Annotated in this window: 17 protein-coding genes; 16 read left to right on the forward strand and 1 reads right to left on the reverse strand. The window is 62.0% G+C overall.

Features of this window, described 5'->3' with window-relative positions; genetic code table 11:
• Positions 1-117: 117 nt before the first annotated feature.
• The 12 genes from PIB16_RS21140 (at position 118) to PIB16_RS21195 (ending at position 12,759) form a co-directional block, all read left to right on the forward strand.
• Positions 118-1,191 (forward strand): ABC transporter ATP-binding protein, encoded by a 1,074-nt coding sequence (locus tag PIB16_RS21140; protein WP_065654921.1) that lies wholly within the window; start codon positions 118-120, stop codon positions 1,189-1,191.
• Positions 1,188-2,066, forward strand: coding sequence for an ABC transporter permease (locus PIB16_RS21145; RefSeq protein ID WP_003521979.1), 879 nt, complete (start codon positions 1,188-1,190; stop codon positions 2,064-2,066). The genes PIB16_RS21140 and PIB16_RS21145 overlap by 4 nt, the downstream gene beginning before the upstream one ends.
• Before the next feature lie 12 nt (positions 2,067-2,078).
• Positions 2,079-2,873 carry an ABC transporter permease gene (locus PIB16_RS21150; protein ID WP_065654923.1) on the forward strand — a complete coding sequence of 265 codons (795 nt, stop codon included), beginning with the start codon at positions 2,079-2,081 and terminating at the stop codon, positions 2,871-2,873.
• Positions 2,874-3,017: 144 nt separating this feature from the next.
• On the forward strand, positions 3,018-4,415 hold the full coding sequence (locus PIB16_RS21155) for an NAD(P)/FAD-dependent oxidoreductase (RefSeq protein WP_065654965.1): 1,398 nt from the start codon (positions 3,018-3,020) through the stop codon (positions 4,413-4,415).
• A complete protein-coding gene (locus PIB16_RS21160) occupies positions 4,412-5,632 on the forward strand; it encodes an NAD(P)/FAD-dependent oxidoreductase (protein WP_065654924.1) in 1,221 nt (406 codons plus the stop codon). Before PIB16_RS21155 ends, PIB16_RS21160 begins: the two co-directional genes overlap by 4 nt.
• Complete coding sequence (locus PIB16_RS21165) at positions 5,632-7,077, forward strand: FGGY family carbohydrate kinase (protein ID WP_065654925.1); 1,446 nt, start codon at positions 5,632-5,634, stop codon at positions 7,075-7,077. Before PIB16_RS21160 ends, PIB16_RS21165 begins: the two co-directional genes overlap by 1 nt.
• Before the next feature lie 142 nt (positions 7,078-7,219).
• Positions 7,220-8,035: a DUF2189 domain-containing protein gene (locus PIB16_RS21170; protein WP_065654926.1), complete on the forward strand. Its 816-nt coding sequence runs from the start codon at positions 7,220-7,222 to the stop codon at positions 8,033-8,035.
• A gap of 289 nt (positions 8,036-8,324) precedes the next feature.
• Positions 8,325-9,140, forward strand: coding sequence for a cytochrome c oxidase subunit II (locus tag PIB16_RS21175; protein WP_065654927.1), 816 nt, complete (start codon positions 8,325-8,327; stop codon positions 9,138-9,140).
• A 54-nt stretch (positions 9,141-9,194) separates the two neighbouring features.
• The gene (locus tag PIB16_RS21180) at positions 9,195-10,973 is read left to right on the forward strand and encodes a cytochrome c oxidase subunit I (RefSeq protein ID WP_065654928.1); all 1,779 of its coding nucleotides are present in this window, start codon (positions 9,195-9,197) and stop codon (positions 10,971-10,973) included.
• The gene (locus PIB16_RS21185; protein WP_271046305.1) at positions 10,970-11,674 is read left to right on the forward strand and encodes a cytochrome c oxidase subunit 3; all 705 of its coding nucleotides are present in this window, start codon (positions 10,970-10,972) and stop codon (positions 11,672-11,674) included. The genes PIB16_RS21180 and PIB16_RS21185 overlap by 4 nt, the downstream gene beginning before the upstream one ends.
• A 12-nt stretch (positions 11,675-11,686) precedes the next feature.
• A complete protein-coding gene (locus PIB16_RS21190) occupies positions 11,687-12,412 on the forward strand; it encodes a heme-copper oxidase subunit III family protein (RefSeq protein WP_065654930.1) in 726 nt (241 codons plus the stop codon).
• A 14-nt stretch (positions 12,413-12,426) separates the two neighbouring features.
• Positions 12,427-12,759 carry a cytochrome C oxidase subunit IV family protein gene (locus tag PIB16_RS21195; RefSeq protein ID WP_065654931.1) on the forward strand — a complete coding sequence of 111 codons (333 nt, stop codon included), beginning with the start codon at positions 12,427-12,429 and terminating at the stop codon, positions 12,757-12,759.
• 16 nt (positions 12,760-12,775) lie between these two features.
• Here PIB16_RS21195 and PIB16_RS21200 read toward each other — a convergent pair whose 3' ends face one another.
• On the reverse strand, positions 12,776-13,822 hold the full coding sequence (locus PIB16_RS21200; RefSeq protein ID WP_065654932.1) for a GlxA family transcriptional regulator: 1,047 nt from the start codon (positions 13,820-13,822) through the stop codon (positions 12,776-12,778).
• An 85-nt stretch (positions 13,823-13,907) separates the two neighbouring features.
• Here PIB16_RS21200 and PIB16_RS21205 point away from each other — a divergent pair, with 85 nt between their 5' ends.
• The 4 genes from PIB16_RS21205 (at position 13,908) to PIB16_RS21220 (ending at position 19,150) form a co-directional block, all read left to right on the forward strand.
• The gene (locus PIB16_RS21205; protein WP_104679855.1) at positions 13,908-15,161 is read left to right on the forward strand and encodes a sarcosine oxidase subunit beta family protein; all 1,254 of its coding nucleotides are present in this window, start codon (positions 13,908-13,910) and stop codon (positions 15,159-15,161) included.
• Between the two features lie 10 nt (positions 15,162-15,171).
• A complete protein-coding gene (locus PIB16_RS21210; protein ID WP_003504489.1) occupies positions 15,172-15,492 on the forward strand; it encodes a sarcosine oxidase subunit delta in 321 nt (106 codons plus the stop codon).
• Positions 15,489-18,479, forward strand: coding sequence for a sarcosine oxidase subunit alpha (locus tag PIB16_RS21215; protein ID WP_065654934.1), 2,991 nt, complete (start codon positions 15,489-15,491; stop codon positions 18,477-18,479). The genes PIB16_RS21210 and PIB16_RS21215 overlap by 4 nt, the downstream gene beginning before the upstream one ends.
• A 116-nt stretch (positions 18,480-18,595) precedes the next feature.
• Positions 18,596-19,150: a sarcosine oxidase subunit gamma gene (locus PIB16_RS21220; protein ID WP_065654935.1), complete on the forward strand. Its 555-nt coding sequence runs from the start codon at positions 18,596-18,598 to the stop codon at positions 19,148-19,150.

Here is a 19,150-nt window from a genome sequence, read left to right on the forward strand (position 1 = left end):
GCAGGTGAATTTCCGCCGCGATTGCATAGATCAAGGGACAGGGCATGTCCGCGACCCCGCCGGGATGGGACATGTTCTGGAGAAAGGCAAAAAGCCAGAATGGGAACTTCAGACATCATGCAGCCAGGATTTCTCTCGATTCGTTCATTGACCAAGCGCTACGAAACCATGGTCGCCGTGGATAATCTCAATCTCGAGATTCCCAAGGGCGAACTGGTTGCCTTCCTCGGTCCATCCGGCTGCGGCAAGTCGACATCGCTGCGCATGATTGCCGGCCTTGCCCCCGTGACGTCGGGTTCGATCCTGATCGACGGCAAGGATGTGACCCAGCTTGCTCCCTACAAGCGCGATATCGGCCTCGTTTTTCAGAGTTACGCGCTTTTCCCGCATATGACGGTTCTCAAGAACGTCATGTTCGGTCTTGAAATGCGCAAGGTACCGGCTGCCGAAGCGGAACGGCGTGCACGCGAAGCGATTGCCATGGTGCGGCTGGAAGGGCGCGAGGATCGCCGGCCCGCCCAGCTTTCCGGCGGCCAGCAGCAGCGCGTCGCACTGGCGCGTGCACTGGTCATCCAGCCCTCCATCCTTTTGTTTGACGAACCTCTTTCCAATCTCGACGCCAAGCTGCGCGACGAGATGCGCTCTGAAATCCGCCGCATCCAGAAACAGCTCGGCATCACCTCCATCTTCGTCACCCATGATCAGGTGGAGGCGCTCAGCATGTGCGACAAGGTTGCCGTGCTCAATGGCGGGCGTCTGGAACAGCTCGGTACGCCGCATGATCTTTACGAGCGCCCGGCAACGGCTTTCGTCGCCTCTTTCGTCGGCCGCACCAACAGGCTGGTCGGAAACGCGGTCGGCGATCACATCACGGTCGGGGATGCGGTGTTGCGTGCGCCCGGCTCGCACAGTGGCAAGATCGACCTTATGGTACGGCCGCACCGTATGGCCATGACGGTTGCCGGTGACGCCGCACCCGATTTCGAGGGGGCGCCGGTCAATCGCATCGCCGGTGAGGTTCGCGATGTCTATTATGCGGGCGATATCCTTCACTACGAGATCGCCGCGGGCGGACAGACATTGTCGGTGGAGCGCGCGACTTCCGGCGGGGAAACACCTGTGGCGGCGGGCAGCGCGGTCAGCCTAGTCTGGCGGGTGGAGGACACGCTGGTCTTCGGAGCAGGCCAATGACAGCGGCGGTCATGATCACGGCTCCCGGCAGCCGCACATCCTCCATGGTGTTTCTCGCAACGCTTCTTCTCGGGCCGATCATTGCGGTCAATGGGCTGGCCTTCGTCATGCCCGTCTTCAACCTGCTCCTGCTTTCCTTCCGTGAAAGCCTTGGCGGCGGCGGTCTTGGCGAAGCCCACACGCTCGACAACTGGTCGTCCACCCTGACCGACGGTTTTTATATTGAACTGATCGGCCAGAGCATCCTGACCAGTCTTCTGATCACGGTTCTCACACTCATCGCCTCCTATCCCATCGCGCTTTATCTTCACCGGGCGCAGGGCCGCTGGAAGACGCTGCTGCTGGTGCTCGTCATTTCGCCGTTGCTCACATCGGCCGTGGTGCGCACCTATGGCTGGATCGCGATCCTTGCCGATGACGGCCTCATCAACAACATCCTCTTAGCGCTCGGTGCCGAAAGCGGCGTGCGGTTGCTGTTCAACAAGGTCGGCGTCGTCATCGGTCTCACGGAAATCCTGATGCCCTATATGATCCTGGCGCTGCTTGCCGGTTTCGGCAGGCTCGATCCGCGTGTCGAAGAGGCGGCGGAAACGCTCGGCGCATCGCCATGGAAGGTATTCTGGCGGATCATCGTGCCGCTCACCATGCCCGGCGTCGCGCTTGGTTGCCTGCTTTCCTTCGTTCTCGCCGTCAGTTCGTTCATCACCCCCAAGCTGCTTGGCGGCGGGCGCGTCTTCCTTCTCGCGACGGAAATCTACGATCAGGCCATCGTGACGCTCAACTGGCCGCTCGCCGCGACGCTGTCGATGATCATCCTCGTGATTTTCGGCGCTGCCCTGGTGCTCTATTCCCGGCTTCTGCGGGCCATTCTTTAAAGGAGATCGAAGATGGAAGAACGTCCCGCTCCGCTGGCGCTGAAAATCGTCGCCTTCATCATGTTCCTTTTCCTGCTGGCACCCGTGGTTCTCGTCGTGCCGATCTCATTTTCAGCCGATAGCTACATGACCTTTCCTCCCTCCGGCTGGAGCCTGCGCTGGTATGTCGATCTCATGCATAATTCGAAGATGATGGGAGCGCTGGGCACCAGCACCCTTCTCGCCATCATCGTCACCGTGCTGTCCATGCTGATCGCCCTGCCGGCCTCCTATGCCATCGTTCGCATGCGGGTCATCGGCGCGGACGCGCTTCTCGCCTTCTTCACCGCGCCGCTGCTGCTGCCGACCATCGTTCTCGGCCTCGCGATCCTGATCGTCTTTGCCGGTGCCGGCCTGCTAGGCACCTTCACCGGTCTGGTGATCGCCCATCTCATCATCGTGCTGCCCTATGCGCTGCGTGTTCTCACCACCTCGCTTGCCGGCCTGCCGCTGATTTTCGAGGAGGCTGCTTCGACACTCGGGGCATCGCCGCTCACGGTCTTCCGACGCGTGACCATGCCGATGATCGCGCCGGGTGTCGTGGCGACGGCGGCACTTTCCTTTCTGGTGTCGTTCGATGAAGCGGTAATTTCGCTGTTCCTCACCGGCCCGCGCATCACCACGCTTCCCGTCGCCATGTATCAGCATGTGGAAACGCAGGCCGATCCGCTCGTTGCGGCCATTTCCGTTCTCTTGATCGTGCTCACCCTTGCCGTCGTCCTCATCGTCGACCGCACGGCGGGCTTGACCAAAACTTTCGTGAAATAAAGTCGTGGGGCTGCCGGCTGGCGCTGGCTGCCCCTACTGGCACAGGCGCGAATTTCACTCCCGTTTATGAACGCTGCTGCTGCATCGGCGCGATCCGTCGCGCCTGCTGATTTCGCTTTGAAAGACGAAGGCAAAGGGAAGGCCATGGCTGAAACCCCCTCCACGGAATTTGATGTCGCCGTCATCGGCGCCGGTGTGGTCGGTTGCGCGGTCGCCCGCCGTTTCGCGCTGGCCGGTGCGAAGGTGGTGGTCATCGAAAAAGGCCCCGATATCCTCTCCGGCGCCTCCAAGGCCAATAGCGCCATCCTCCATACCGGTTTCGATGCGCCAGAAGGCAGTCTGGAATTGGAACTGGTGAAGGCCGGCCGGGAGGAATATCTCTCCATTCATGCGCAGATGGGCCTCAGCCTCGTCGAAACAGGCGCGCTGGTCTGCGCCTGGAACCCGGACGAGGCGGAAAAACTGCAGGCGATTGCCGATCAGGGGCGGCGCAACGGCATTGCCGGGCTTGAGCTTCTCACAGCGGGGCAGGCTCGCGAAACCATGCCGGGCCTGTCCGACCGCCTTGTCGCCGCGCTCGACGTTCCGGGTGAACATATCATCGATCCTTGGTCCGCACCGCTTGGCTATCTTACGCAGGCGGTGGCGCTCGGCGCGCAGCTGGTGCGCAACGCGGAAGTCCTGTCCGGTGCGTTCGACGGCGCGTGGCGGATCGAGACGACGGCCGGCGTTATCCTTGCCGCAAGCATTGTCAATGCCGCCGGGCTGTTCGGCGATATTGTCGACGCGCGTCTGGGGCTTTCGCCGGACTTCGCCATCAAGCCCCGCAAGGGGCAGTTCGTGGTGCTGGACAAGGCTGCCCGCCGGCATGTGCCGCGCATCGTCCTGCCCGTTCCGACCGAAATCACCAAGGGCATCGTCGTGTGCCCCAGCGCTTTCGGTAATGTTCTCGTCGGCCCGACGGCGGAAGAGCAGGAAGACCGGGAGCGCGCGACGGTCGAGACGGCGACGCTGGAAGCACTGCTGGAACGCGGCGCGGAGATCGTTCCGGCGCTTGCTTCCGTTTCCGTAACCGCCGTTTATGCCGGTCTGCGACCGGCGTCTGAAAAGAAGCATTACCGCATTTCCGCCCGGCCGGACCGGCGGGCGATCACGCTCGGCGGCGTTCGCTCCACGGGCCTCAGCGCCGCACTCGGTCTGGCGCAACATGCGCTGAAGCTTCACGAAGGTTTCGGCACGCATTTTGTCTCACCGCCCTCAGTTCCCGACGTGACGATGCCCAACCTGACGGAAACCTGCGAGCGGGACTGGCAGCGTGCCGATCACGGCGAAATCGTCTGTCATTGCGAACTCGTCACCCGTCGCGAGATTGAGGCGACCTTTTTAAGCCCGGTGCCGCCGGGCGATTTCGGTGGGCTGCGGCGCCGCACCCGCGCCGGCATGGGCCGCTGCCAAGGCTTTTATTGCAACGCGCGGCTGGCCGCGATGACGGGCGACCGCCTGGCGATCCCGCTTGCCGTTCACGAGGGAGGCGACCGATGAGTGCGGATGTCATCGTGGTCGGCGGCGGCCCGGCGGGCGTGGCGGCGGCGCTGGAGCTGAAAGCGCGCGGTATCGCCCGCGTGATGATCCTCGAGCGTGAGCCGGCCCTTGGTGGCGCAACCCGGCATTGCCTGCATTCGCCCTTCGGCATGCGTGAGTTCGGACGCGTCTATTTCGGCCCGGCCTATGCGCAACGCCTGCAGCGGCAGGCGCAGGATGCGGGTGTCGATATCCGCACCGGTCATTCCGTGGTGGAACTCGGGCAGGATGGCGCGCTGCTGGTGACGTCGGCGCGCGGCGTCGAGACGCTGAAGGCCCGGCGTATCGTGCTTGCCACCGGCGCTCGGGAAAAACCACGCTCCGCGCGTCTTCTGCCCGGCGACCGGCCGGTGGGTGTGGTCACCACCGGCACGCTGCAATCCTATGTCGCCTTTCACGGCATCATGCCCTTTCGTCGGCCGCTCATCGTCGGTTCGGAACTGGTTTCCTTTTCCGCGCTTCTAACCTGCCTGACGCATCGCGCCCGGCCTGTGGCGATGATCGAGCCGGAACCGCATCCGCTGGCGCGGTCGCCTTTCCATTGGTTTCCGCGACTGGCCGGGGTGCCCTTTCATTGTGGCGCGGTACTCACGGATATTCGCGGATGCGGCCGGGTCGAAGAAGCCGATATCCGTCTGGCGGACGGTCGCATCCTGACGGTTCAATGCGACGGTGTTCTGCTCACCGGGCGGTTCACGCCGGAGGCAGCGCTTCTCAATGCATCCCCCGTGGATGTTGCGGCAGGCAGCGCCGGGCCGCTGATCGATCAGGACGGACGGATGCCCAACCCGATATTCTTCGCCGGCGGGAATGTCTTGCGAGCCGTGGAAACGGGCGGCTGGGCGTTTCGCGAAGGCCGTCGGGTTGGCGCGGCGGTGGCTGACGATCTCGCCCGGGAACCATGCGGCGCACCGGGGGTGCCCGTCACCTTCGCCGATCCGCTCAAGCTGGCGGTTCCCGCCATGTTGCGGCCGGGTGGGCTCGACAGACCCGCATTTCGCGATTTTCAGCTTCGTTTCACCAGACGTATTCAAGGCCGGCTTTCGCTTCATCTCGACGGAACGGACGTGTGGAGCAAGACCGGCCGTTGGCGTCCTGAACGCCGTGTGCTGGTGCCCATTCCCGGCGCTGCGTTTGAAGCGGGGCAGATTGCTTTTCACTTTCAGGAGGCCAATTGATGCGCATTGCCGCAATCGATCAGGGAACGACATCGACCCGGTGCCTTGTGGTGAGCGATGGCGGCACGGCGGAGGTCGTGGCCAGCCGGCGTCACGCACAATTTTATCCGGCCGCCGGCCATGTGGAACATGATCCGGAAGAACTGCTGGGCAACATCCGCGCAGTGCTGGCTGCCGCCGGGCCGGTGGATGCCATCGCCATCGCCAATCAGGGCGAGAGTTGCCTGGCGTGGGATGCCGTGAGCGGCGAGGCGCTGTCGCCGGTCATCGTCTGGCAGGATGCCCGCACCGCCGAAGCGCTCTCCGCCCTGCCGCCTTCGGCAACGGATCGTTCGAAAGAGATTTGCGGGCTGCCGTTAGATCCCTATTTTTCGGCCAGCAAACTGGCCTGGCTGGTCAGGCACAATCCGGCAGTGGCACAGGCACGCGCGGCAGGCCGTTTGCGGCTGGGCACCACCGATGCTTTTTTTCTGGACCGGCTGACGGGCTGTTTCCGCACCGACCTTGCAACGGCGTCGCGCACGGGTCTGCTCGATCTTTCAACCGGAGACTGGAGCCCGGAACTCTGCGCGCTTCACGGCGTGCCGCTGGATTGCCTGCCCACAATCGGCCCTGTCGATGGTGGCTTCGGCGCGGTTGACGGAACGCCCATCCGCGTTTCCATCGTCGATCAGCAGGCAGCGCTTTATGGGCATGGCTGCCGCAAAGCCGGCGATTGCAAGACAACCTTCGGAACCGGGGCCTTTCTACTCGCCGTTGCCGGTCACGGGCGGCCGTTGACGGGAGAGCTTCTGCCGACCATTGGCTGGCAAATGCAGGGGGCGCCTGTGGTTTTCGCCATCGAAGGCGGGATCTATGATGCCGGCGCGGCGCTCGAATGGGCGAAAAAGATCGGCCTCTATGCTGAAAATGCCGAACTCGACGGTTTCGAGGGACCATCGGCCATTCGCCGCGGCCTTGTCTTCGTGCCCGCCCTTTCGGGCCTTGCCGCGCCCTATTGGGACAGGCAGGCGGTGCCTTTGTTCATCGGCATGGACCACGCGACCGAGCGGCGTGACATGGTGCGTGCCGTGCTGGAAGGCATTGCCCTGCTGACGGCACGGTTGATCGAGGCGGCATCGGCCGTCGCCCCCATAGGCGACACGATCTCCATCGATGGCGGCTTGTCGAACAGCCGTTATTTCGCCCGCTTTCTGGCCGCCGCCAGCGGCCGAACCATTTGCGTGCCCGCCATGCGCGAGCTGACGGCGCTCGGTCTGGCGGAACTGTGCGGCGTCGATGTCGCGGCCCTGCGAGGCGATGCCGAGATATTCGCGCCCGACGGATCGGTCGATGCCGAAGACCATGCCCGCTTCGCACGCGCCATAGACAGTGCACGGAGCTGGCAACGATCCAAAACCTGCACGAGTGCGGTTCTGCCGACCGTGCCGGCAGCGGGCGTCTGATTTCTCCAATTTAAAGAACAGGCGACAAAGGCGACAGAATTTGATAAATTACAAAACAGCCGGTTGCGGTTTGACGCGTCGATAGAAGTCACCGAGCGTTCCTGTACCGCCAGCCGGATCATGGCGCAGGAGGAGAAGTGCTATGACGGCATTCCATGTCATGGCCGGTGCGAGTGGCGAATTTGCCCGCCCGGAAGTCCGCAAGATTGGCATCCCGGATATTGTGGATGCGTTGAAGCTGGGACTTGAGGACTTTAAAGAAAAGCCGTCCCACTATGTTTTTCTCTGTCTTATGTATCCGATCGCCGGCGTTTTTCTGGTGATGTGGAGTTCCGGCGCCAATCTGCTGCCGGTTATTTATCCGCTGATGTCGGGTTTTGCACTGATTGGTCCGATCGCGGCCATCGGGCTTTATGAAATCAGTCGACGACGCGAGCAGGGGTTGGATAGCTCGTGGCGGCACGCACTGGAGGTTCGGCACTCTCCGGCCCTGCCGTCGATCATCGCGGTCGCCGTCATGCTTTTCGTGCTTTTCGTCGTCTGGTTGATTGTTGCGCAGAGCATCTACACTGCGACTTTCGATGCGACCGGTCCGGTCTCGCTCTCCACCTTTCTGTCGGACGTATTGACGACCTCGCAAGGTCTCTCCCTCATCGTCTGGGGCAATCTGGCCGGTTTCGTTTTTGCGGTCGTCGTGCTGGCGACAACGGTGGTGGCGTTCCCGTTGCTGCTCGACCGGGATGTCGGCGCAGTCGCGGCGGTGGATGCGAGCATCCGCGCCACGCTTGCCAACCCGGTTCCGGTGGCGCTTTGGGGATTGATCGTCGCGGCCTTGCTCGTCGTCGGCACGATCCCGGTATTTATCGGCCTCGCGGTCGTCATGCCCATCCTCGGCCACGCGACCTGGCACCTCTATCGGAAAATGATCGTGTCCGATTATCCACGCCGTACGCCCTGAATTCATAGAGGAAATCTATCCGTAGATCATCCTTACTGCCGTTGCGGCCCCGCTGAGGAAGCCGCAGCGGTTGGGATGACCATGGAGAGTGCGGGGATGCCATGTGGTATCGTTTCTTCCGATCTGTCTGCTTTCCGCGAGTGCCTTCCTGATTGAGGCCGTAGTACAGGAAGGGGACCCTGCCGCAGGCGCTACCATAATTGCTCGCCCGATCAATTTATGAGATAATTCTAATATACCTCGCGATGGAGTTGTAGAAGTATTCGTGGCCGGGTAACGGGAGGAGACGATGGCTGTCGTTGTGATTCTCGTTCTGCTGGTGGTGGGATCGATCGTATTCCACCTGCTAAGCCCGTGGTGGTGGACGCCGATAGCCTCGAACTGGAGCTATATCGACAATACGATCATCATCACTTTCTGGATCACCGGCTTCGTTTTCTCGGCCGTTGTGCTGTTCGTCGCCTATTGCGTGTTCCGCTTCCGGCACCGCGCCGGAAACCGGGCGGCATACGAGCCCGAAAACAAGCGCCTGGAATGGTGGCTGGCGGGCGGAACCGGGGTTGGGGTGGCTGCAATGCTTCTGCCGGGCCTCTTCGTATGGAACCAGTTCGTAACCGTACCGGACGGTGCAAGCGAAGTGGAAGTCGTCGGTCAGCAATGGCAATGGAGTTTCCGGCTGCCGGGAGCGGACGGACGGCTCGGGCGGGCGGATACGCGCGCTATTGGACCCGGCAATCCGCTCGGCCTGAACAGAAATGACCCCGCCGGAATGGACGATGTCATCGTTGAAGGCGGCGAGTTGCATCTGCCCGCCGGCAGGCCGGTTAAAATGCTGCTGCGCGCGGTCGATGTCGTGCATGATTTCTACGTGCCGGAGTTCCGGGCCAAGATGGACATGATCCCCGGCTCGGTCACCTATTACTGGTTCACGCCGACCCGGACGGGAACTTTCGAGGTTCTCTGCGCGGAACTGTGCGGTGTGGGCCATCCGCAGATGCGCGGTACCGTCGTCGTCGATACCGAGACCGATTATCAGGCCTGGCTGCAGCAGCAGCCGACTTTCTCGAAACTGCTGGCTTCGGCGGAAACGTCGGTGGCCAGATGAGCGCCGTGCAGATTGGAAGGGAAGGCCGCATCGGGGGAACAGGGAGGATGGAACATGGTCGAGATTGGATCCGGCGCCGGGCAGGTCATTCAGCCCGCTGAAGTCGAGGACGTCGAGCTTTATCACCCGAAAAACTGGTGGACGAAATATGTCTTCAGCCAGGATGCCAAGATCATTGCCATTCAATATTTCCTGACAGCCATCGCAATAGGCATGGTGGCGCTGGTGCTTTCCTGGCTGATGCGGCTGCAGCTCGCTTTTCCCGGCTATTTCTCCTTCATCGATGCGGAACATTATTATCAGTTCATCACCATGCATGGTATGATCATGGTGATTTACCTGCTGACTGCATTGTTTCTCGGCGGTTTCGGCAACTACCTGATCCCGCTGATGCTCGGCGCGCGCGACATGGTGTTTCCCTATGCCAATATGCTAAGCTACTGGCTCTACCTCTCCGCCGTCCTTGTGCTGGTGGCCGGTTTCTTCGCACCCGGCGGGCCGACGGGCGCAGGCTGGACGCTCTATCCGCCGCAGGCGCTTCTTTCTGGAACGCCGGGCGGGCGCGACTGGGGCATCATCCTGATGCTGTCATCGCTGATCCTGTTCATCATCGGCTTTACTTTGGGCGGGCTGAATTACGTCGTCACCGTGTTGCAGGGACGCACGCGGGGCATGACGCTGATGCGCATGCCACTGACGATATGGGGCATATTCACGGCGACGGCCATGGCGCTGCTCGCTTTCCCGGCGCTCTTCGTCGCCGCGGTCATGATGCTGTTCGACCGGCTGCTCGGCACGAGCTTCTTCATGCCGGCCATCGTGGAGATGGGCGAACAATTGAAGCAGGATGGCGGCAGTCCCATCCTGTTCCAGCACCTGTTCTGGTTCTTCGGCCATCCGGAAGTCTATATCGTCGCACTTCCCGCCTTCGGCATCGTCTCGGATCTGATCAGCACCCATGCGCGCAAGAATATCTTCGGCTACCGCATGATGGTCTGGGCGATCGTCATCATCGCGGCGCTGAGCTTCGTCGTCTGGGCGCATCATATGTATGTCAGCGGCATGAACCCGAATTTCGGGTTCTTTTTCGCAACCACGACGCTGATCATCGCCGTGCCGACGGCGATCAAGGTCTATAACTGGGTGCTGACGCTCTGGCGCGGCGATATCCATCTCACCCTGCCGATGCTGTTTGCGCTCGCCTTCATCGTCACATTCATCAATGGCGGATTGACGGGTCTCTTCCTCGGTAATGTCGTCGTCGATGTGCCGCTTTCGGATACGATGTTTGTGGTCGCCCATTTTCATATGGTGATGGGGGTCGCGCCGATCATGGTGATCTTCGGTGCGATTCACCACTGGTATCCGAAAGTCACGGGCCGGATGCTGAACGAGGCGATGGGGCACGTCCATTTCTGGATCACCTTTCTCGGTGCCTATGCCATCTTCTTCCCGATGCATTATCTCGGGCTGATGGGTGTGCCGCGCCGCTATTATGAGCTGGGCGAAACCGCCTTCATTCCAGATTCGGCGCACACGTTGAACATATTCATCACCATGGCCGCGCTCATCGTCGGTGCGGCTCAACTGCTATTCGTGTTCAATCTCGAGTGGAGCCTGCGCTGGGGCAAAAAGGCGGTCGGCAATCCGTGGCGGGCCACGACACTGGAGTGGCAGACGCCGCAGACCCCGCCGGTTCATGGCAACTGGGGCAAGGAACTGCCGGTCGTTTATCGCTGGCCATATGATTACAGCGTGCCCGGCGCGGCTGAGGACTTCCTGCCGCAAAACCAGCCGGCTGCGGCCGGGCCTTCCGAAAGAGCTGTGTCATGAGCGCCATCCTCGTCTTCATGGCCGGGATCGCCGGCATCATCGGCTGGTGGATGGCGCGGCAGCGGCTGGCCTCGAAGCCCTGGCTGGAAGTCGGTCTGGCAGGTGATGCGCCGCAGATGCAGGGATCGTCGGCGACAATCGCGAAAGTCGGACTTGGGATATTTCTGGCGGTTGTCGGTGCCTTGTTCACCTTGCTCATCAGCGCCTATCTCGGCCGCATGGGCGGCGCCGACTGGTGGGGTATCCCGATCCCCAGACTGTTATGGGTGAACACCGCGGCGCTTTCCGCCAGCAGTCTGGCGCTGCAATGGGCGAAAACTGAAATCCGTCCAGATCATCGCGGCAGGCTGAATGCGGCTCTTGTGACAGCCTTTGCGACGGCTGTTTTCTTTGTCGCCGGTCAATTCCTGGCGTGGCGGCAACTCATCTCCGCAGGCTATGTTCTGGCGGATAACCCATCGAACAGCTTCTTCTACATGATCACCGGCCTGCACGGCCTGCATATATTGGGCGGGCTCTTCGTGCTTGGACGCACCGCAATCCGTGCCCGGAGCGAGCCCTTGTCGGCAAGGATGCGCCTGAGTGTGGAGCTGTGCGCCATCTACTGGCATTTCATGCTGGCCGTCTGGCTGGTCCTTTTTGCGCTTTTCGCCGGCTGGGCAAACAGTTTCGTCGATCTCTGCCGTCAATTGGTCACCTGAGGAGTGTCGATCATGGCCGCATCCATAGAGGAAAGACCGGTAAGTGATCCGCATCTGCGGCCGGCGGGACTGCGCGGCGCCGCCGCCGATCTGTCATCGGACCAGCGGGCGTTCAAGAACGTCTCCTGGGGCAAGGCGATGATGTGGATATTCATTCTGAGCGATATCTTCATTTTCGGCTGTTTCCTGCTGGCCTATATGGCGGCGCGCATGTCGGCCACCGCGGCCTGGCCCAATCCGAGCGAGGTTTTCGCGCTCACGATTGCCGGCCGGCACATTCCGCTGATCCTGATTGCCATCATGACCTTTGTTCTCATCAGCAGCAGCGGCACGATGGCCATGGCCGTCAACTTCGCCTATCGCCGCGACCGTCGCAGAACCGCAGCGCTGATGGTGGCGACGGCGGCGCTTGGAGCGACATTCGTGGGAATGCAGGCATTCGAATGGAGCAAGCTGATCGCGGAGGGCGTTCGCCCCTGGGAAAACCCGTGGGGTGCGGCGCAGTTCGGTTCGGCTTTCTTCATGATCACGGGCTTTCACGGCACCCATGTGTCCATCGGCGTCCTGTTTCTTCTCATCGTCGCGCGCAAGGTGTGGCGGGGAGATTTCGATGAAGAAAGGCGGGGGTTCTTCACCAGCCGCAAGGGGCAATACGAGATCGTCGAGATAACCGGGCTCTACTGGCACTTCGTGGATCTGGTGTGGGTCTTTATCTTCGCATTCTTCTATCTGTGGTGAGTGAGGATGGCATCATGGCACAGCAACAGTCACAACAGGGACAGCAGCATCCGATAAGACTTTACATGGTGGTCTGGGGACTGCTTTTCGTCCTCAGCGCCTTCTCCTATATGGTCGATTATCTTGGCATTCAGAGCTATCCGAGATGGTCTCTCATCATCCTGTTCATGATCCTGAAGGCGGGGCTGATCATGGCGATTTTCATGCACATGGCCTGGGAACGGCTGGTCCTGGTCTACGCCATCCTGCTTCCGCCGGTTCTTGTGCTCGTCTTCGCAGCCCTGATGGCCTCGGAATCCAGCTATACGGCTCTTACCCGGGTGACCTTCATGGGTGCGGGTTCCTAGAACAGAGGCAGGATGTTCAGGATTGTGGAAGCAGCACGCCGACGGCGAATTCCTCTTCGGTTGCGACGTGGCCGGCCTGAGTCTTGCGATATTCGCTGGGGGTGAAACCGCGCTCGGCTCGTAGCGTGCGGGAAAGGTGCGGCGCATCGCAAAAACCGGTGGCGAGCGAAATCTGGGTGATGCTGTCACGCGTCGTGCGCAGCAGCGACAGAGCGCGATCCAGTCGAAGCTCGAGATAGACCTTCGAAGGCGTTGCGCTGAGGTCGTTCAGGAAACGCCGTTCGAGGCTGCGGCGGCCAAGGCCGAGATCATTCGCCAGTTCCAGCACGGTTCTCGGCACCTCGATATTCTGCTGCATCCGCAGGATTGCTTTTTTGACGAGGGGATCGTTGGCCTTGCGCGTGCTCTGCTGGCCGGGTTGAGGCTTTTCGCCGCTCAGCGCGCTGTCGATCATCATGATGTTGAGGCTTTTGATGGCGGCGGACTGGCCGACATGACGCTCGACGAGGAAGGCTGCCAGATGCGCTGCGCCGTGGCCACCGGAACAGGTCAGCCGGTCGCGGTCGATGACGAAGATCTGGTCGGAGATCATCTGGACGGTATCGAAACGGTCGAGAAAATCCTGACGGTGGAACCAGCTTACGCAGCAGCGATAACCATCGAGCAGGCCGGCCTCGTGCAGGATGAAAACGCCGGTGCATAGCCCGACGATGGGAACGCCCGCCGCCGCCCGTTCTTTCAGGAAGCGCAGCGCCTCCTGCGGCAGGGCGCTGTGATCGCTGATCAAACCGCCGACAACGACGATATAGTCGTAATGCCCGGCGTCCATCAGCCGCGTATCCGGCTGCACCTTCACGCCGCAGCTCGACTGCACGCTGCTCATGGTCGCCGAGAGCACCGACCATTCGCACAGGATAGGCCGTGAACGGTCCGCCTCATCGGCCGCAAGGCGCAGCACATCGACGAAATTCGCGAAGGCCGACAGCGTGAAGCGGTCGGCAAGCAGGAAGGCGACGCTGAGGCGTTTTCTGGCGCGGGGTGAGGTCATGACGCAAATATTCATGCAAACAGACGCGATTGTCCAGCCGGGGCGCGGCAAATGCTCCTAGCTTTTGCGACACGAGATTTTCCAACCATCGGGTCCGCTCATGACGCGTTTTAATGCTTTCAATCTTTTGCAGAATGCCCTGACCGGCCACAAGAACTGGGACGAGCAGTGGCCCGACAGTCAGCCGAAAGCCGAATATGACGTGGTCATCGTCGGCGCCGGCGGCCATGGTCTGGGCGCTGCCTATTATCTGGCCAGCCAGCACGGCATCACCAATGTCGCCGTCATCGACAAGGGCTGGCTCGGCGGCGGCAATACCGGCCGCAACACCACGATCATCCGCTCGAACTATCTCTATGACGAGAGCGCCCGTCTTTACGATCACGCCGTCGATCTGTGGGAGAACTTGAGCCAGGAATTGAACTACAACGTCATGTATTCAAGGCGCGGCGTGCTGATGCTGGCGCATAACGTCCATGACGTGCAGAGCTTCAAGCGCCACATCCATTCCAACCGTTTGAACGGCGTCGACAATCGCTGGCTCACCCCGGAAGAATGCAAGGAATACTGCCCGCCGCTCAGCATTGCGCCGAATGCCCGCTATCCGGTCATGGGCGGCGCGCTTCAGGAACGGGCCGGCACGGCGCGCCACGATGCGGTCGCCTGGGGTTATGCGCGCGGCGCTGCCGCCCGCGGCGTCGATATCATCCAGAACTGCCCGGTCACGGCCATTCGCCGCAATGCCGATGGCTCGGTCGCGGGCGTCGAGACGGCGAGGGGCTTCATCAAGGCGAAGAAGGTCGCGGTTTCCGCCGCCGGCCACACCTCGGTCGTCATGGACACGGCCGGCGTGCGCCTGCCGCTCGAAAGCTATCCGTTGCAAGCGCTGGTGTCGGAGCCGATCAAGCCGATCTTCCCCTGCGTGGTCATGTCGAACGCGGTTCACGCCTATATCAGCCAGTCCGACAAGGGCGAGCTGGTGATCGGTTCAGGTACGGACCAATATACCTCCTATTCGCAGCGCGGCGGCCTGCCGCTGATCGAGCATACCATCGCGGCCATCGTCGAGATCTTCCCGATCTTCAACCGCATGCGGATGCTGCGCAAATGGGGCGGCATCGTCGATGTGACGCCGGATCGCTCGGCCATTCTCGGCAAGACGCCGGTTGCCGGCCTTTACGTCAATTGCGGCTGGGGTACCGGCGGTTTCAAGGCCACGCCCGGCGCTGCCCATACCTTCGCCTGGACCATCGCCAAAAACGAACCGCACCCGATCAACGCGCCTTTCACGCTGGAACGCTTCCGTTCCGGCCGCCTGATCGACGAGGCCGCCGCCGCAGCCGTGGCGCACTGAGGATACGACGATGCTTTTGATCCGCTGCCCGTATTGCAACGAAACACTGCCGGAAGCCGAATTCACCTATGCCGGGCAGGCCCATATTACCCGCGCCGCCGATCCCTCGTCGCAGACCGATGAGCAATGGGAAGAATTCCTGTTCATCCGCGAAAACGTCAAGGGCCCGCATTTCGAGCGCTGGCGGCACCTGCATGGCTGCGGCCGCTTTTTCAACGCCGTGCGCGACACGGTGAGCGACCGTTTCCTCACGACCTATCGGGCGGGCGAGCCGCGTCCTGAACTTTCTTCCCTGACCCGTGCACCAGCCAGTTCCGAGGTGTCGAAATGAACTCTTATCGCGTTTCCGGCCGTGGCCGTGTGGATGCCGCCCGCTCCGTGAGCTTCACCTTCGACGGCAAGACCTATCGCGGTGTGAAGGGCGATACGGTCGCCTCCGCACTTCTCGCCAATGGCGTGCATCTGATGGGCCGCTCGTTCAAATACCACCGCCCGCGCGGCCCGGTGGCGGCGGGTTCCGAGGAGCCGAATGCGCTGATCGGCACCCGCCGCGGCGCCGGACGTTTCGAACCGAACACCCGCGCCACGGTGCAGGAAATCTGGAACGGGCTGGAAACCACCTCGCAGAACAAATATCCGAGCCTGAAATTCGATATCGGCGCGGTCAACGACATGGCCTATATGCTGTTTTCGGCGGGCTTCTATTACAAGACCTTCATGTGGCCGAAGAGCTTCTGGAACAAGGTCTACGAGCCCTTCATCCGCGCGGCTGCGGGTCTCGGCGTTTCGCCGACGGAGGAGGACCCCGACACCTATGCCTCGCGCAACCTGCATTGCGATGTGCTGATCGTCGGCGCCGGTCCCGCGGGTCTCGCGGCAGCGCGTGCGGCGGCGGTCGATGGTCTGAAGGTCGTGCTGGTCGATGAAAATGCCGAAGCCGGCGGTACGCTTCTGTCCGAGCCGCAGGCGAAGATCGACGGCAAGCCCGCATGGAACTGGCTGGCGGATGAGTTGAAGGCGCTGAAAGAGCGCGGCGTCAGGGTGATGACCCGCACGACGGCGATTGCCTATTACCACCAGAACATGATCGGCCTTTGCGAAAAGCTGACCGACCATCTGGAAACCGTGCCGAAAGATACGCCGCGCGAGCGCCTGTGGCGCGTTCGGGCGCGCCAGGTGGTGCTGGCGCAGGGCGCGCTGGAAAAGCCGCTGGTCTTCCACGGCAACGACCGTCCGGGCGTGATGCTGGCGGGGGCTGCCCAGACCTATCTCAACCGTTACGGCGTCAAGGTCGGTAACCGGCCGGTGGTGGCGACGAGCCATGACAGCGCCTGGTATGCCGCCTTCGATCTTCAGGGCGCGGGTGCCCGTGTTCAGGCCATTGTCGATACCCGCGCCAAGGTGCGCGAGGAACTGGTGAACGAAGCGCGCGCGCTCGGCATTCCGGTCAAGCTGTCGCATACGGTCACGGCGACCTCGGGCCGGCTGCGGGTCAAGTCCGTCCGGGTCAATGCGGTTAATGGCGCGTCGGTCGGTGCGGGACAGGAGATTGCCTGTGATGCGGTGCTGATGTCGGGCGGCTGGACGCCGTCGCTGCATCTCTTTTCCCATACGCAGGGCAAGATCGCCTGGGACGATGAACGGACTACGTTCCTTCCTGCCCTCACTAACGAGGATTGCGTCATTGCCGGGGCCGGGCGAGGGCTGTGGGGCATCGAGGCCGCGTTGAAGGACGGTGCGGAACGGGGTCGCGACGTCGCCGCCGCACTCGGCAAGGCCGCCAATAGTTCCAGCCATGCGGTGGAACATGACCGTACCGGCAGCGGCGTCTCGCACACGGAACTGCCGAGCGACCGCGATGCCGGCAAGGCCAAGGCTTTCGTGGATTACCAGAATGACGTGACCGCCAAGGATCTGCGGCTTGCCGTGCGTGAGGGCATGCGCTCCATCGAACATGTCAAGCGCTACACCACCAACGGCATGGCGACCGATCAGGGCAAGATGTCCAACATCAACGGTCTCAACATCGCGGCGGAAGCACTGGGCAAGCGCCAGCCGCAGGTGGGACTGACCACCTTCCGTCCGCCCTATACGCCAACGACCTTCGGAGCGTTTGCGGGTTATCACCGCGGCGCGCATTTCGAAGTGACGCGCAAGACGCAGATCGACGGTTGGGCCGAGGAGCACGGCGCGGTTTATGAGCCGGTCGGGCAATGGCGTCGCGCCTGGTATTTCCCGAAGCCGGGTGAAGACATGGATGCGGCGGTCAGCCGTGAATGCCGGGCGGTGCGCCAGAGCGTTGGCATTTTCGATGCCTCGACGCTCGGCAAGATCGAGGTGGTCGGTCCCGATGCGGTCGAGTTCATGAACCGCATGTATACCAATCCCTGGACGAAGCTTGCCGCCGGCCGCTGCCGTTATGGCCTGCTGCTCGGCGATGATGGCTTCATCCGCGATGACGGCGTCATCGGCCGCATGACCGAGGACCGTTTCCATGTCACCACCACAACCGGCGGCGCCGCCCGCGTGCTGAACATGATGGAGGATTACCTCCAGACCGAATGGCCCGATCTCAATGTCTGGCTGACCTCGACCACCGAACAGTGGTCGACCATTGCGCTGAACGGCCCGAACGCGGCGAAGCTGCTCGCGCCGCTGGTGCAAGGCATCGAACTGACGGAAGAGGCTTTCCCGCACATGTCCTGCGTGGAATGCACCGTTGCCGGCATGCCGGCGCGGTTGTTCCGCGTCAGCTTCACCGGCGAGATCGGCTTCGAGGTCAATGTGCCGGCGCCGCTCGGCCGCAAGCTCTGGGAAATCCTGTGGGAGGCCGGCCAGCAATATGGCATCACGCCTTACGGCACGGAAACCATGCATGTGCTGCGCGCCGAAAAGGGTTACATCATCGTCGGCCAGGACACCGATGGCACGGTTACGCCCTATGATGCGGCGATGGGCTGGGCCGTGGGCAAGAACAAGCCGGATTTCGTCGGCAAGCGCGGCCTTGCCCGCCCCGATCTCGTCGCCAAGGGCCGCCGCCACCTCGTCGGTCTTCTGACCGAAGACCGCTCCAAGCTGGAAGAGGGCGCACAGATCGTCTTCGATGCGAAACAGCCTATCCCGATGAAAATGGTCGGCCACGTTACATCATCCTACCATTCGGATGCGGTTGGCCAGCCGATCGCGTTGGCGCTGGTGGAGGGCGGTCATGAGCGTATGGGCGAGACCGTCTACATCCCCATGCTGGATCGCACCATTGCCGCGAAAATCACCGGAATGGTCTTCGTGGATCCCGAAAATACCCGCCTGAAGATTTGACTAGCGCATATCCGGCGAACACAAGTTCGCCGGATATGCTATAACTCTTTGTTTTTGCGCATTTTCCGGACGTAAAGGCGAATTCGCCTTTACTGGAAATGCTCTAGGAGATGACAATGAACATGCGCGTTTCCTCCCCCGTTCCCGGCACGCTGGCCGAGAGCAAAGCAGCCCGGGTCAGCATTCTGGCCGCGCAGGCGCGGCTGTCGCTGCGGGCGCGCGGCGATCTCGCCCCGCTCAACGTCGCCCTTGGCCTTACCCTGCCGGACCGGATCGGCCTCCGCGCCGCTTCAGGCGACATCGAAGTCCTGCGCCTTGGCCCCGACGAATGGACCGTGCTTGCACCTGTCAGCGCGGTCGACGGGCTGATCGCCGCCTGCGCAGGCGTTTACGCCGGCCATCCGCATAGTCTCGTCGATATTTCCGGACGAGAAGTGACGCTCCTGATCGAAGGTCCGCAGGCTGCCGAATTGCTGACGCTGGGCTGCGCCCGCGACATCGACACGATTGCCGTCGGCGAGGGACGCCGGACGATTTTCGATGGCGTCAGCGTGGTGCTCTGGCGCGATGCGGAAAACCGTTTCCGCATGGATGTCTGGAACAGTTTCGTATCGCATCTTGGCCATCTGCTTGAAACCGGCTGCAAGGAACTTGCGGCGGACATCGCCTGA

Origin of the sequence: Agrobacterium sp. ST15.13.015 (genome assembly GCF_027871645.1) — a bacterium.
Lineage (GTDB): Bacteria > Pseudomonadota > Alphaproteobacteria > Rhizobiales > Rhizobiaceae > Agrobacterium > Agrobacterium leguminum.

Coding starts and splice junctions, on each gene's coding strand:
- PIB16_RS21140 (WP_065654921.1), top strand. CDS start 118: ATGCAGCCAGGATTTCTCTCGATTCGTTCATTGACCAAGCGCTACGAA.
- PIB16_RS21145 (WP_003521979.1), top strand. CDS start 1,188: ATGACAGCGGCGGTCATGATCACGGCTCCCGGCAGCCGCACATCCTCC.
- PIB16_RS21150 (WP_065654923.1), top strand. CDS start 2,079: ATGGAAGAACGTCCCGCTCCGCTGGCGCTGAAAATCGTCGCCTTCATC.
- PIB16_RS21155 (WP_065654965.1), top strand. CDS start 3,018: ATGGCTGAAACCCCCTCCACGGAATTTGATGTCGCCGTCATCGGCGCC.
- PIB16_RS21160 (WP_065654924.1), top strand. CDS start 4,412: ATGAGTGCGGATGTCATCGTGGTCGGCGGCGGCCCGGCGGGCGTGGCG.
- PIB16_RS21165 (WP_065654925.1), top strand. CDS start 5,632: ATGCGCATTGCCGCAATCGATCAGGGAACGACATCGACCCGGTGCCTT.
- PIB16_RS21170 (WP_065654926.1), top strand. CDS start 7,220: ATGACGGCATTCCATGTCATGGCCGGTGCGAGTGGCGAATTTGCCCGC.
- PIB16_RS21175 (WP_065654927.1), top strand. CDS start 8,325: ATGGCTGTCGTTGTGATTCTCGTTCTGCTGGTGGTGGGATCGATCGTA.
- PIB16_RS21180 (WP_065654928.1), top strand. CDS start 9,195: ATGGTCGAGATTGGATCCGGCGCCGGGCAGGTCATTCAGCCCGCTGAA.
- PIB16_RS21185 (WP_271046305.1), top strand. CDS start 10,970: ATGAGCGCCATCCTCGTCTTCATGGCCGGGATCGCCGGCATCATCGGC.
- PIB16_RS21190 (WP_065654930.1), top strand. CDS start 11,687: ATGGCCGCATCCATAGAGGAAAGACCGGTAAGTGATCCGCATCTGCGG.
- PIB16_RS21195 (WP_065654931.1), top strand. CDS start 12,427: ATGGCACAGCAACAGTCACAACAGGGACAGCAGCATCCGATAAGACTT.
- PIB16_RS21200 (WP_065654932.1), bottom strand. CDS start 13,822: ATGAATATTTGCGTCATGACCTCACCCCGCGCCAGAAAACGCCTCAGC.
- PIB16_RS21205 (WP_104679855.1), top strand. CDS start 13,908: ATGACGCGTTTTAATGCTTTCAATCTTTTGCAGAATGCCCTGACCGGC.
- PIB16_RS21210 (WP_003504489.1), top strand. CDS start 15,172: ATGCTTTTGATCCGCTGCCCGTATTGCAACGAAACACTGCCGGAAGCC.
- PIB16_RS21215 (WP_065654934.1), top strand. CDS start 15,489: ATGAACTCTTATCGCGTTTCCGGCCGTGGCCGTGTGGATGCCGCCCGC.
- PIB16_RS21220 (WP_065654935.1), top strand. CDS start 18,596: ATGAACATGCGCGTTTCCTCCCCCGTTCCCGGCACGCTGGCCGAGAGC.